This window comes from Pseudomonas sp. CFII68 (assembly GCF_000416195.1).
In the GTDB taxonomy this organism is placed as follows: Bacteria; Pseudomonadota; Gammaproteobacteria; order Pseudomonadales; family Pseudomonadaceae; genus Aquipseudomonas; species Aquipseudomonas kilonensis.
On the sequence record NZ_ATLN01000123.1, the window covers coordinates 231,284 to 245,575 of the forward strand.

Annotated in this window: 11 protein-coding genes; 8 read left to right on the top strand and 3 right to left on the bottom strand. The window is 61.2% G+C overall.

The genetic code is table 11. The features are described 5' to 3' along the window. Window positions 1–13 precede the first annotated feature (13 nt). Window positions 14–889 (top strand): formylglycine-generating enzyme family protein, encoded by an 876-nt coding sequence (locus CFII68_RS03050; RefSeq protein WP_018613070.1) that lies wholly within the window; start codon window positions 14–16, stop codon window positions 887–889. 537 nt (window positions 890–1,426) lie between these two features. On the opposite strand, the gene CFII68_RS27600 is transcribed toward CFII68_RS03050, so the two are convergent. Beyond that, on the bottom strand, window positions 1,427–1,591 hold the full coding sequence (locus CFII68_RS27600; protein ID WP_156886112.1) for a hypothetical protein: 165 nt from the start codon (window positions 1,589–1,591) through the stop codon (window positions 1,427–1,429). Window positions 1,592–1,831: 240 nt separating this feature from the next. Further along, complete coding sequence (locus CFII68_RS03040; protein WP_018613074.1) at window positions 1,832–4,306, bottom strand: TonB-dependent receptor; 2,475 nt, start codon at window positions 4,304–4,306, stop codon at window positions 1,832–1,834. Window positions 4,307–4,850: 544 nt separating this feature from the next. Here CFII68_RS03040 and CFII68_RS03030 point away from each other — a divergent pair. From CFII68_RS03030 to trxA, 3 genes are all read left to right on the top strand, one after another. Beyond that, a complete protein-coding gene (locus CFII68_RS03030) occupies window positions 4,851–6,500 on the top strand; it encodes a cyclic peptide export ABC transporter (RefSeq protein ID WP_018613079.1) in 1,650 nt (549 codons plus the stop codon). Window positions 6,501–6,603: 103 nt separating this feature from the next. Next, window positions 6,604–9,039 carry a TonB-dependent siderophore receptor gene (locus CFII68_RS03025; protein WP_018613081.1) on the top strand — a complete coding sequence of 812 codons (2,436 nt, stop codon included), beginning with the start codon at window positions 6,604–6,606 and terminating at the stop codon, window positions 9,037–9,039. A 322-nt stretch (window positions 9,040–9,361) separates the two neighbouring features. Beyond that, a complete protein-coding gene (gene trxA / locus CFII68_RS03020; RefSeq protein WP_018613082.1) occupies window positions 9,362–10,234 on the top strand; it encodes a thioredoxin in 873 nt (290 codons plus the stop codon). A gap of 117 nt (window positions 10,235–10,351) precedes the next feature. Here trxA and CFII68_RS03015 read toward each other — a convergent pair whose 3' ends face one another. Continuing rightward, window positions 10,352–10,714 (bottom strand): hypothetical protein, encoded by a 363-nt coding sequence (locus CFII68_RS03015; protein ID WP_018613085.1) that lies wholly within the window; start codon window positions 10,712–10,714, stop codon window positions 10,352–10,354. Window positions 10,715–10,834: 120 nt separating this feature from the next. On the opposite strand from CFII68_RS03015, the gene CFII68_RS03010 reads away from it, so the two are divergent. The 4 genes from CFII68_RS03010 to CFII68_RS02995 all read left to right on the top strand — a co-directional run bounded on the left by CFII68_RS03010 (window position 10,835) and on the right by CFII68_RS02995 (window position 14,090). Next, window positions 10,835–11,422, top strand: a complete 588-nt coding sequence (locus CFII68_RS03010) for a DUF2796 domain-containing protein (protein ID WP_018613086.1) — start codon at window positions 10,835–10,837, stop codon at window positions 11,420–11,422. Window positions 11,423–11,582: 160 nt separating this feature from the next. Next, entirely contained in the window at window positions 11,583–12,293 is a 711-nt protein-coding gene (locus CFII68_RS03005; RefSeq protein WP_018613088.1) for an ABC transporter ATP-binding protein, read from the top strand. 1 nt (window position 12,294) lies between these two features. After that, entirely contained in the window at window positions 12,295–13,560 is a 1,266-nt protein-coding gene (locus CFII68_RS03000) for an ABC transporter permease (protein WP_018613090.1), read from the top strand. 11 nt (window positions 13,561–13,571) lie between these two features. Continuing rightward, on the top strand, window positions 13,572–14,090 hold the full coding sequence (locus tag CFII68_RS02995; protein ID WP_018613093.1) for a DUF3299 domain-containing protein: 519 nt from the start codon (window positions 13,572–13,574) through the stop codon (window positions 14,088–14,090). Window positions 14,091–14,292 lie beyond the last annotated feature (202 nt).

Here is a 14,292-nt window from a genome sequence, read left to right on the forward strand (position 1 = left end):
TCGAGAGAGATGGATGAACAGTTTTTTGTTGAAGCTATTCCCGGCACTGGCCGTCGCCGCCCTGCTGCCCTCCGGCGCCCAGGCGTCTCAAGCGGGCCAGGTCTTTCGCGACTGCAAGGACTGCCCGGAAATGGTCGTGCTACCCACCGGTACCTTCCAGATGGGCACCCCGGAAGACGAAGTAGGCCGCGAGCCCGACGAAGGCCCGATGCACCCGGTGACGTTCGCCAAACCGCTGGCGATCAGTCGCTTCCAGGTGCTCAAGGGCGAATGGTTCGCCTACCTGCGCGACACCGGCTACACAATGCCCGACGGCGATGAGCGCCCCGGCCGGGCCTGCAAGGCCGGCATCCCCGACTACCAGGGCAGCGACCCACGCAAGCAATACACCGACCGGCACCCGGCGGTGTGCATGGACTTCGCCGAGGCCAATGCCTACGTGGCGTGGTTGTCGAAAAAGACCGGCAAGCAATACCGATTGGTCAGCGAATCCCTGCGCGAGTACGCAGCACGCGGCGGCAGCACCGGGCCGTTCCCCTTCCCGTTCGACGAGGGCAAGGAATACAGCATCGCCCAGCACGCCAACACCTACGGCGCGGCCGACGGCTACAACTTCACCGCCCCGGCCGGCAGCTTCGCACCCAACGCCTTCGGCGTGTATGACATGCACGGCAACATCTACGAATGGACCGCCGATTGCTACAACGAAAACTACGTGGGCGCCCCGAGCGACGGCAGCGCCTGGCTGACCGGCAAGTGCGAATTCAAACGCATCCGCGGCAACGACTGGGGCGAGGCGCCAGTGTTCTCCCGCTCCGGCAACCGCAACGCACTGGTGCCAGGCGACCGCGGCGACTGGATCGGTTTTCGGGTGGCGCGGGATATGTAGGCGCCCCCTGTGAGAGCAAAGCTTGCTCGCGAAGAGGCCGGCACATCCACCCTCTTCATCGACTGTAACCCCGCCTTCGCGAGCAAGCCCGCTCCCACATTGGATCTTCAGCAGCCACAAACTCCGTGTACACCCGGAGTCCTTCTGTGCGAGCTTGCTCGCGATGAGGCCGGCACATCCAACATCTTCATCGACTGTAACCGCGCCTTCGCGAGCAGGCTCGCTCCCACATTGGATCTCCAGCAGCCACAATATCCGTGTGCACCCGGAGTCCTTCTCTGGGAGCGAGCTTGCTCGCGATGAGGCCAGCACATCCAACATCGTCGTTGACTGTAACCGCGCCTTCGCGAGCAGGCTCGCTCCCACATTGGATCTCCAGCAGCCACAATATCCGTGTGCACCCGGAGTCCTTCTGTGGTGGAGCTTGCTCGCGAAGAGGCAGGCACATCCACCCTCTTCATTGACTGTAACGCCGCCTTCGCGAGCAAGCCCGCTCCCACAGAAAAAACGCGATACCACTAAGAACCAGGTCGGCTATCAGGCCGCCTCGTTTCGGACGTTGATCTCGGGCGCCCCGTTAACCACGCTGGCCGAACGCAGGCATTGCGCAGTGGGCACCTCGGCATGGATGCCGAGGTAGCCGCGCTGGGCCATGGATGGCCCTTCGCGGCGGCCCACGGAGCAATGCCGGAGTGAGGGCATGCCGAGCCTAAGCGAGGCACCAAGTGGTGGGGCAGAAGCGCTTTGGTTACTTTCGCGCTTTTCGAAAGTGACTCGCCGTAAGGGCGAAACCATAAGCCGCCGTTACCGCAGCAACGGATATACACCCCCCCCCCATCCCAAAAAAACCCAAAAAAAACGGCGCGTCCCATTTCTGAAGAAGCACCGTTTTTGAGTGACCAACACTACCCACAAGGCGGGTCTCTTTCATTCCCGCAAGAATCAGAACTCCGGGGTGTACTTCACCGAGAACATCAAGTTCCGCGGATCACCGAAGTTATTGTTGCCATCGAGCTGGTTGTAAGCGGACGTTATGTACGTCTTGTCAAACAGGTTGTTGGCATTGAGCGCCAAAGCAATTTCCGGCGTCAGCTGGTAGCCAATACGAGCATTCCACACGGTATAACCCGGTATGTCGGTCTTTTCTTGGTAAACCAGTGTGTGGCTTTGGGTGGTAAAGCCCAGGCCAGCGCTGACGCGGCTCCAATCGCCGGTCAGTTGGTAGTTACCCCACACCCGCAGCATGTGTTTCGGCGTCCAGCTACTGAAGACAACACCTTCCTTCCCCGGCTCCTCCAGGTACTTGGTGGTGTTGTAGGTGTAGCCCGCGAACAACTGCAGATTGTCTACCACTTCACCACTGATTTCGGCATCGAAACCTTGACTGCGCACTTTCCCCGAGGCTGCCGAGCAGTACCCGCCCTCACATACCATCCCTCCGGCGGTGTCTTCGATAGCACGGTTCTCGTGATCGTAACGGAAGATGGCCAGGGAGGTATTGACCCGACCGTCCATCAGCTCACCCTTGAGGCCGACTTCGTAGTTGGTGCCAACGATGGGCTTGAGCACCGAACCGCTGGTATCGACCTCGGTCTGGGGCTGGAACACATCAGTGTAGCTGGCGTACACCGCCCACTCACGGCTCAGGTCATAGATGATACCGCCGTAGGGCGTGACCACTCCGGTTTCAGTTCCGGTGCTTGCCGTGTATGGGGTAATACCGGCTGAGTCTTCGGTTCTCGATTTGTAGCTGAAGTCATACCAGCTGACCCGGGAACCCAGCACCAGCGTCAGATCATCGATAGGCTTCACGCGCCAGGTGCCATACACACCCTTCTGGCGGATATCGTATTTGCTGAGGGTGCCCCGCCCGCCCGCAGCGATCAGACTCTCGTAGCTGATGTCCGGCCGGTCATTGTTCAGGTCGAAGATGGAGTCGCTGGTGGCGTTGAATGTACGGGCGAATTTATCATCCGTCTCCAACTGCGAGAAGTTGCCGCCGAGCATGACTTCCTGCTCCATCGACAAGGCTTCGAACTTGCCGGTCAGGTTCATGTCCAGACCAGACTTCGTGGACTGGAAATCAGTCACGAAGTCGGCATATTGCACGCCACTGCCATCAGGCAAGAGACCACCCCCCCTTTGCACTCGCTGGTTTTTCGCCTGGTTGTCTTCGGTCATGTACACGGCACCCACCTTGAACGCCCAGTCCTCGTTGAACCGATGCTCCAGGTCGGTGTAGTAGGTGGTGACATCGATTTCCGAACGGTTCCAGCGCGCACCCGTGTAGGTCGAACGCGACACGTCCGGCATCGAACCGTTGGCGTAGCGTGGCAGGCCACGGATGTTGCCGCGCGATTCGCCATTCGATTGGCTGACCGCGAAACCCAGGGTGGTGTCTTCGCTCAGGTCGACGTCCAACGCACCGTACAGCGAGTGGGTCTTGTTCCACGCATAGTCGACAAACGAGTTGCTCTGGTCTTCATCGATGACGACGCGGCCGCGGATGTTGCCGGCCTGGTTCAGTGGGCCGCCAGCGTCCAATTGCAGACCGTAGTGATCCCAGGAACCGGCCTTGCCGGTCAGGGTAACGGTCGGTGCATGCTGGCCACGCTTGCGCACCAGGTTGACGGCGCCACCGGGGCTGCCAGTGCCTTGCAGCAGGCCGGCCGCGCCGCGCATGATTTCCAGGCGGTCGAAGAAGATCAGGTCCTGGGTCGCCCAGTTGCCCAGCGAATAGTTGTTACGCAGGATCGGCACACCATCGTATTGCCAATCGTCGATCTGGAAACCGCGTGACGACAGGATCATGCCTTGGCCGACGCCCTGCAGGCCGACGATGCCGGTGGTCTGGTTGACGGCGTCCTTGAGGCTGACCAGGTTCTGGTCATCCATCTGCTTGCGCGTCATCACGGTGATCGACTGGGGAATTTCCTTGAGGGTGTGAGTCCCCTTGCCAATGGTCACGGCGTTACTGGTGTATGAGTTGCTGCCTTCGGTGGTCGCGTCCACCGACGCTGCACTGATGGTGGTCGCACCCAGCTCAAGGCCTCCCGTGGCAGGGCCGCGCATCAGCATCAGGGTATTGCCCTCGAGGCTGTAGCCCACGCCTGTGCCCTTGAGCAATTCGGCGATGGCCGCCTGCGGGCTCATTGTGCCGCTGACGCGGGTGCTTTTCAGCCCGGCCATGTCGCCAGCGTTGTAGATCACTTGCTGGTTGGTCTGCTGACCGAACGCTTGCAGTGCCTGCGGCAGCGGTTGCGCAGGAATGTTGATGCTGACGTCTTCTGCCATCACCTGAGCGCTGAGGGGCAGTACGCAGACCAACCCCAGACCGGCCAACCCCCGCCGCGAACGCAGGCCGCGGGACATGACGAGTGCCTTGAAGAGAGGTTTCAACTCATGAATGGATGACATCGTGCTCTCTATTATTGGTCGAAGTAAAAGTCCATGGGGCCTAAGGGCCCGCCGCTCGCCAGCACCTGTGAACCCGAACGGTCGATTGCCTCAGGGCAATGTGTCAGTGCGTGGCCGACCCGATTTGCCCACATACCTAAGTAAGACGCAGCGTCTGCCAAAACCGGAATGACTTTACTTATCATTCGCGAAAAAGATAAAAAAAGGCCGGCTCTGTTAGGCGCCGGCCTTTTTAATCCTGGATTCCATGAACACAGCCAATACCAGGGTTGCGAACACAACGGTGGCGAGGGAGCTTGCTCCCGCTGGGCCGGTCCGACGCTTCGGGCGAAGCGGCCCCAAGATTTTGCGGTCGCTGCGCAACCGAGCGGGAGCAAGCTCCCTCGCCACAATAATGTGTGTCAGGCAGCTCCTCGCTAAATCCTCTTCCCATCCAATCGTTCTACAGGTGGGCGCGCTCCAACCCGGCGTGCCGCCGTCCTCCAGCCCATGCGGTGAATGCCCCGCGATGGCGTTCGCCCTTTTCATCTAGCAGGAAACCTCCATGAGCCAACCAAAACGCGGGGTGATCAATGAATTGTTCACCCTGCTCAAACCCTTCCGGCTGATTGTCATCGGCGCCATCCTGCTGGGCATGGTCGGTGGCCTCAGCGTGACCGTGCTGCTGGCGACCATCAACAAGGTGCTGCATGCCGAAAGCGGGCTGAGCCACACCGTGGTGGGGGTGTTCGCCGGGTTGTGCCTGCTGGCCCTGGTCAGTTCCATCTGTTCCGACATCGGCACCAACTACGTCGGCCAGAAGATCATCGCCAAGCTGCGCAAGGAGCTGGGGGAAAAAGTCCTGTCGGCGCCCATCCAGCAGATCGAACGCTACCGCAGCCATCGCCTGATCCCGGTGCTGACCCACGACGTCGACACCATCAGCGACTTCGCCTTCGCCTTCGCCCCGCTCGCCATTTCCCTGACCGTCACCCTCGGTTGCATGGGTTACCTGGCGATGCTGTCGTGGCCGATGTTCCTGATGATGGTCGTGGCAATCATCATCGGCACCGTGGTGCAGTACATCGCCCGCGGTCGTGGGATCAAGGGCTTCATGGAGGCTCGCGATTCCGAGGACGAATTGCAGAAGCACTACAACGCCATCGCCGAAGGCGCCAAGGAGCTGCGCATCCATCGCCCCCGTCGGCACCGCATGTTCGTCTCGGGCATCGAGCACACCGCCAACAAGATCTGCGACACGCAGATCCGCTCGGTGAACATTTTCGTGATCGCCAAGACCTTCGGCTCGATGCTGTTCTTCGTGGTGATCGGCCTGGCCCTGGCCCTGCAGTCGCTGTGGCCGAGCGCCGACAAAGCGGTGATGAGCGGTTTCGTGCTGGTGTTGCTGTACATGAAAGGCCCGCTGGAACACCTGATCGGCACCCTGCCCATCGTCAGTCGTGCGCAGATCGCCTTCCGCCGCATCGCCGAATTGTCGGAACAGTTTTCATCCCCGGAACCGCACTTGCTACTCAACGACCAGGGCCAGCCGAAAACGCCGGTGCAGACGCTGGAACTGAGCAATGTGGCCTACAGCTTCCCGGCGGTGGAAGGCGCCACGCCGTTCCGCCTGGGGCCGGTGAACCTGAAGATCAACCAGGGCGACATCGTGTTCATCGTCGGTGAAAACGGCTGTGGCAAGACCACGCTGATCAAGCTGCTGTTGGGCCTCTACGCGCCGCAGCAAGGGGAAATCCGTCTCAACGACCACGCCGTGACGGCCGTGACCCGCGATGACTATCGCCAGTTGTTCACGACGATTTTTGCCGACTACTACCTGTTCGACGACATCGTCCAGGGCGACACCCATATCCCGGACGACGCCAACCAATACCTGCAACGCCTGGAGATCGCCCACAAGGTCAGCGTGCGCGACGGCGCCTTCACCACCACCGACCTGTCCACCGGCCAGCGCAAGCGCCTGGCGCTGGTCAATGCATGGCTGGAAGAGCGTCCGGTGCTGGTCTTCGACGAATGGGCCGCCGACCAGGACCCGACCTTCCGGCGGATTTTCTACACGGAGTTGCTGCCGGATCTCAAGCGCCTGGGCAAGACCATCATCGTGATTTCCCACGACGACCGTTACTTCGACGTGGCCGACCAATTGGTGCGCATGGAAGCCGGCCGCGTCATCACCGAACTGCAACCCGCGTAAATAATCACGATTCTCATTCTGGTTTTTCTGGGGTGGTGCGTCCTAATTAAGAATTGATCACAACTACACCCTATTAAAACTAAAACCTGCAAGAGTGAAACACATGCCAGCAACTCCGGGGATTCCACGTTTTACCAAGGCACTGATCATGCGCCGCCTGTTGCAACCAGGCTTCAGCGCCACCGCGTTCAGCCTGGCACTGGCCATGCCGTTCAGCGCGCAGGTCCAGGCACAGGAAGTCGATCTGAACATTGCGGCGCAGTCGCTGGCGAGTGCCCTGCAGGCGTTGAGCAATCAAACGAACATGCAAGTGCTCTACAGCGCCGATGATGTCCAGGGCCTGCGCAGCCAGCCGGTCAGTGGCCGGTTGTCGCCGGCGCAAGCGTTGTCGCAGATGCTGGTGGGGACCGGCGTCATGTTCACTATCCAGGGCAACACGGCCAGCGTGCGCGCCAGGACGGCGGGCGATTCGCTGGAACTGGGCGCCACCACCATCACCGGTAAATCTGCGGAATCGGCCTACGGCCCGGTGGACGGCTACGTCGCCACCCGCAGCGCCACCGGCACCAAGACCGACACACCGATCCTGGAGATCCCGCAGACCATCAACGTGGTCACCGCCGACCAGATCGCCGTCCAGGGCGCACGCAACCTGACCCAGGCCTTGCGCTACACGCCGGGCCTGGACACCAGCGGCTTCACCGACCGCAACACCATCGCCGATGAAATCACCAGCCGCGGGTTCGCGCCGACACAGCTGTACCTCGACGGTGCCTACCTGCCCTATGCCGGCAGCCTGGGCGGCGCGCCGCAAATCGATCCGTATACCCTGGAGCGCATCGAAGTGCTCAAAGGCCCCTCATCGGTGCTGTACGGACAGAACCAGCCCGGCGGCTTGATCAACATGGTCTCCAAGCGACCGACCACTGAACAGCGCAGCCAGATCAAACTGGGCGCGGGCAGCTACGACCGGGTCAACGGCGCGTTCGACACCAGCGGCCCAATCGACGATCAAAAGGAATTCAGCTACCGCGTCATCGGCGTGGCGAAAAAAGGCAACCAACAAGTCGATCACACCCACAGCGAACGCATGCTGCTGGCGCCAAGCCTGACCTGGGCACCCAACGAAGACACTTCGTTGACGGTGCTGGCGCAGATCCAGCGCGATGACGGCCTGGAGGACTATCAAGCCCTGCCGATGATCGGCTCCCTGAAGCGCGGCCCCAACGGCCAGCGGATCGACCGGGACTTTTTTTCCGGCGACACGCGGTGGAACGACTACAAGCGTGACCAGTTCGTTCTCGGCTACGACTTCAGCCACAACCTCACCGATGACCTGACGTTCCGCTCCACGGCTCGTTACACCGATGTGCGTGACCAGTATCGGGGCTTCTACCTGCGTGGTTTCGTTGGGAATGACCAGACCCAGGCCACTCGCAACAAACTCGACTGGCAGCAGCACAACACCGCCTACACCGTCGATAACAACCTGGAATACAAATTCAACACCGGCGCCCTCGAGCACACCACCCTGGCGGGCGTGGACTATCGCCATTTCAACCGTAAATACAAGGGTTACAACATCACAGGTGCGCCAATCGACCTGTACGGCAATAACAACAACTACGACACCAGCGACGTGACCCCGACGCTGGACACCCAATGGGACAACACCGTTCGCCAGACCGGCGTCTACCTGCAAGACCAGATCAAGCTGGACAAGTGGATCCTGACCGTGGGTGGCCGCCAGGACTGGGCCGAAGTGGATAACAAGGATTTGCTGGCAGACAATGTCGCTTCGCTGCGCGATAACAAGTTCACCGGCCGCATCGGCCTGACCTATGTCACCGATTTCGGCCTGGCGCCCTACATCAGCTACTCGGAATCCTTCCTGCCGACCACGGGCACGGACGCTAACAGCAATGTCTTCAAGCCGACCGAGGGTGAGCAATACGAAGTGGGCGTGAAGTACCAGCCGTTCGACAAAACCCTGATCACTGCCTCGGTGTTTCAGATCGAACAGAAGAACGTGAAGACTCAGGATTTGGACAACCCTGGGTACGAGTCTCAGACAGGTGAGATCCGCTCCCGCGGCGTTGAGCTGGAGGTCAAATCCGCGATCAACAATATTGATGTGATGGCTGCCGCGACCTACCTCGATTCGTTCTATACCAAGGATCAGTGGGGCTACCAGGACAACCGCAGCGAACAACAGGCTCCTGTCTCCGCCACCTTATGGGTTGACTACCACTTCATCCAAGCATCGCTCAATGGTCTGACCTTTGGCGCGGGGGTCCGCTATACCGGGCGTAAACCTGGCGACGCGGACAACTCGTTCGACGTCCCAGCCTACACCGTGTTCGACACCACCATCAGCTATGACATGGGCAAGGCCACCTCGAGCCTGCGTGGCGTCACCACCAGCCTGAACGTGCAGAACGTCTTCGACCGCGAATACGTGTCCAACTGCAACTACTCGTTCGGCTGCTACTACGGCCAGGAACGCGTGGCCTCGCTGGACGTGACCTACGATTTCTAAGCAACACCGCACACAAAAAAACCGGGCCTGGCCCGGTTTTTTTGTGCCTACCAATACGGTACATGGGCAATACCCTGTGGGAGCGAGCCTGCTCGCGATGCGGTGTTTCAGTCACTTCAGATGCCGGCTGCCCCACCGCTTTCGCGAGCAGGCTCGCTCCCACAAGGGATTTTGTTCAGCTCGCAGAAGGTGCGGCGCCACGAAACACTGTGGGAGCGAGCCTGCTCGCGATAGCGGCCTATCAGGCGCCGCAAGCCCCGGCTTTCAGCCACCCCCACCAAGCCGTATAGTTGCCCCATTCAAGCGCTCTACGAGATTGCCCATGACTCAGGAAACGCCCTACATCTTCGACGCCACCACCGCCGATTTCGACCAGTCGGTGATCGCGAACTCTTTCCACAAACCGGTACTGGTGGATTTCTGGGCCGAGTGGTGTGCGCCGTGCAAAGCCCTGATGCCGATGCTGCAAACCATTGCCGAGAGCTATCAAGGCGAACTGCTGCTGGCCAAGGTCAACTGCGACATCGAGCAAGACATTGTCGCCCGTTTCGGCATTCGCAGCCTGCCAACGGTGGTGTTGTTCAAGGACGGCCAACCCGTCGACGGCTTTGCCGGTGCCCAGCCGGAATCGGCCGTGCGAACCCTGCTCGAACCCCATGTGCAGATGCCGCCTCCGGCTGCGGCTGACCCATTCGAACAGGCCCAGGCGCTGTTCGACGACGGTCGTTTCGCCGACGCTGAAGCTGTGCTCACGGTGTTGCTGGGTGAGGACAACACCAACGCCAAGGCGCTGATCCTGTACGCCCGCTGCCTGACCGAACGCGGCGAACTGGACGAAGCGCAGACCGTGCTCAATGCGGTGAAAAGCGACGAACACAAGGCCGCCCTCGCCGGCGCCAAGGCGCAGATCCAGTTCCTCGGCCTGGCCAAGCACCTGCCGGACGCCGCCGACCTCAAGGCGCGCCTGGCGAAAGACCCGCAAGACGATGAAGCGGTGTACCAACTGGCGATCCAGCAACTGGCGCGCCAGCAGTACGAAGCGGCCCTCGATGCACTGCTCAAGCTGTTCATGCGTAACCGCAGCTACAGCGAAGGCCTGCCGCACAAGACCTTGCTGCAGGTGTTCGAACTGCTGGGCAACGATCATCCGCTGGTGACGACCTATCGCCGCAAGCTATTCGCGGCGCTGTATTGATTCCCCTGTAGGAGCTGTCGAGCGAAGCGAGGCTGCGATCTTTACCCAGACGCTTGAATCTCAAGCGAAAGATCAAAAGATCGCAGCCTCGCCTCGCTCGTCAGCTCCTACACGCTCCTACGCGGTTTCGTGCCAGCTGTAGAGCGGTGTGTCACCGCCGCTGATCACTTTTACATCCGGGCTATGGCGCAAGCGCACCAACAGGCGCTTGCCCGCCGAGGCGCTGCCGGTCAGGCCTTCGAGCTGTTCCAGCAGGTCCGGGCCGCTCAACTGCCCGGCCTTGCGCAGCAGTTCCTTGGCGATCTGCCACTGGGCATCGTCCTGACTCACTGGATTGGCCGCCGGTTTGGCCGCAGGCGCCACTGCGCTCTCGGACTTGGCCACTTGCAACTGCGCGCCGAGCTGCGCCCAGTCGCCCTCATCCATTTCGATCGACAAGTCCACCGGCCAATCGCCGACGGTTCCGCGTACCCGCAACATCACCGTGCTCCCGAATATTTCATGTACGCATGCTCCCATGGCCCTTGCGCGACGCCAAGCAGACGGTCAAACTCTCCGCACTTTCGTTATAAGATTACATAACCTTTTCGGAGACTCGTCATGCGTCGTCTGCTTCTCGCTTTGCCGTTCGCCCTGCTGCCATTGGCTGTCGCTCACGCGGCGGTCGAGCATGATCATGACCACGAGCATGGCAGCCTCAGCGCCCATGAACACGGCGTCGGCCGATTGAACGCGGCCCTGGACGGCCAGACCCTGGAGCTGGAACTGGAAAGCCCGGCGATGAACCTGGTGGGCTTCGAACACGCCGCCACCAGCGACGCCGACAAGGCCAAGGTCGCCGCCGTACGCGCGCAGTTGGACAAGCCACTGGCGTTGTTCAACCTGCCGGCCGCCGCCAAGTGCACCGTGGCCCAGCAGGAACTGGAAAGCCCGTTGTTTGGCGATGAGCCGGACCACGATCACGACCATGACGAAGACGCAGATGGCGAAGAGCACCACGGCGAGCACAGTGAGATCCATGCCCATTACCAGTTCACCTGCGCCGCCCCGGGTGCACTGAAGAACCTGGACCTGGCGACCCTGTTCAAAACCTTCCCGGCCACCCAGAAAATTCAGGTACAACTGATCAGCCCGAGCGGCCAGCAAGGTGTGGAAGTGACGGCAAAAGCGCCAGCCCTGAAATTCTGATCCACCGCAACACCCAATGTGGGAGCAAGCCTGGTGGGAGCAAAGCTTGCTCGCGATAGCGGTCCGACAGTCAACATCCAAGTTGAATGTAATGACCTCATCGCGAGCAAGCTCAGCTCCCACAGGTGTTCCACAGGTTCCACTATTTGAAGCGGCAAACATGACCCAAGCACTCATCGAACTCTCCGACCTGGGCTTCAGTTGGCCCGGGCATCCGCCGTTGCTGGATATCCCGGCGTTTCGCCTGGAGGCCGGTGAGACGCTGTTTCTCAAGGGCCCGAGCGGCAGTGGCAAGACCACCTTGCTGGGGCTGCTCGGCGGTGTGCAGACACCGGATCGCGGCAGCATCCGCCTGCTCGGCCAGGAACTCACCGAACTGGGCGCCGGCAGTCGCGACCGCTTTCGTGTGGACCACACCGGCTACATCTTCCAGCAATTCAACCTGCTGCCGTTTCTCTCGGTGCGCGAGAACGTCGAACTGCCCTGTCACTTTTCCAAGCTGCGCGCGCAACGGGCCATTCAGCGCCACGGCAGCGTCGATCAAGCCGCCGCCACCCTGCTGGCCCACCTGGGCTTGACCGCCCCGAACCTGCTGGAGCGGCGCGCCGACTCGTTGTCCATCGGCCAGCAACAACGGGTCGCCGCCGCCCGGGCGCTGATCGGCCAACCGGAACTGGTGATCGCCGACGAACCGACTTCGGCCCTGGACTACGACGCCCGGGAAAACTTCCTGCGGCTGTTGTTCGCCGAATGCCGCGAAGCCGGGTCGAGCCTGTTGTTCGTCAGCCACGACCAGAGCCTGGCGCCGCTGTTCGACCGCAACCTGTCGCTGGCCGATCTCAATCGCGCCGCCACGCCACTCGAGGTCTGAGATGTATTTGTTCCGTCTAGCCATGGCCAGCCTGGCGAACCGCCGCTTCACCGCGATCCTCACCGCGTTTGCCATCGCCCTTTCTGTTTGTTTGTTGCTGGCAGTGGAGCGGGTGCGTACCGAGGCGCGGGCCAGCTTCGCCAGCACCATCAGCGGCACCGACCTGATCGTCGGCGCCCGCTCAGGTTCTGTGAACCTGCTGCTGTACTCGGTGTTTCGCATCGGCAACGCTACCAACAACATCCGCTGGGACAGCTTCGAACACTTCGCCAGCAACCCGAAAGTGAAGTGGGCGATCCCCATGTCCCTCGGCGATTCCCACCGTGGTTATCGGGTGATGGGCACCACCGAGGCCTACTTCGAGCATTACCAGTACGGCCGCCAGCAACACCTGGCGCTGGGCGATGGCCGGGCTTTCGCCAGCGATCCGTTCGAAGTGGTGCTCGGTGCCGAAGTGGCCGAGGCGCTGCACTACAAGCTCGGCGACAAGCTGGTGCTGGCCCACGGTGTGGCAGTGGTCAGCCTGGTCAAGCACGACGACAAGCCCTTCACCGTGGTCGGGATTCTCAAGCGCACCGGCACCCCGGTGGACCGCACACTGCACATCAGCCTCGGCGGCATGGAGGCGATCCACATCGACTGGAAGAACGGTGTACCGGCCCAGGGCAATGGGCGCATCAGCGCCGACCAGGCCCGCAACATGGACCTCACGCCCCAAGCAATTACCGCCTTCATGCTCGGCCTCAACAGCAAGATTTCAACCTTTGCCTTGCAGCGCGAGATCAACGAGTTCCGTGGCGAACCGCTGCTGGCGATCCTGCCCGGCGTGGCGTTGCAGGAACTGTGGAGCCTGATGGGCACGGCGGAAAAAGCCTTGTTCGTGATCTCGCTGTTCGTGGTCCTGACCGGATTGATCGGCATGCTCACGGCGATCCTCACCAGCCTCAACGAACGCCGCCGGGAAATGGCGATCCTGCGTTCGGTGGGCGCGCGGCCGTGGCACATCGCAACGCTGCTGGTGCTCGAAGCCTTCGCCCTGGCGCTGGCCGGGGTCACCGCCGGGCTGGCGTTACTGTACATCGGCATCGCCGCCGCCCAGGGTTACGTGCAGTCGGCCTACGGCTTGTACCTGCCGCTGAGCTGGCCGAGCGAATATGAATGGACGCTGCTGGCTGGCATTCTGGTTGCCGCCCTGCTGATGGGCAGCGTGCCGGCCTGGCGCGCCTATCGCCAATCGTTGGCCGACGGCCTGTCGATTCGTCTATGAGGACCTTGAAGATGCCCCGCGCCCTGCTTGCGCTGTTGATGATGGTCGCCCTGCCGCTGTGGGCGGCCGAGCCGAGGGACCTGGCCTGGTCGGAAATGATCCCGCCGGACGCGCCGCCGGAAGTGCCGAACATGACGCCGCTGCACGACCTGTCGAAGATGAGCGATGCCCTGGCCGCCGAGTCCGCGCCAGCGGCCAAGCAGGACCTGCCCAACGCCCCGGTGGTCAAGACCCTCGACGGCCAGCAGATTCGCCTGCCGGGCTACATCGTGCCGCTGGAAGTCAGCGAGGAAGGCCGCACCACGGACTTCTTGCTGGTGCCGTATTTCGGCGCCTGCATCCACGTACCGCCACCGCCATCGAACCAGATCGTGCATGTGAAAAGTGAAGTCGGGGTCAAGCTCGACGAGTTGTACCAACCGTACTGGGTCGAAGGGCCGATGCAGGTCAAGCCGTCCACCAGTGAACTGGCCGATGCCGGGTATCAGATGGAGGCCGAGAAGATTTATGTGTATGAGCTGCCGGAGTGAACCTGGCTATTATTTGTTGCCTGTTAGATAGCTTTCGCGAGCAAGCCCGCTCCCACATTAGACCGAGTTTCTTCAGAAGGAATGCGGTCAAACTGTGGGAGCGGGCTTGCTCGCGAAAGGGCCCTCAAAATTGACTCATCATCATTTCATTGAGCTGAGTCAATTAAACACCCCCAGACTCATTGAGCTGTGTCAAAAGACC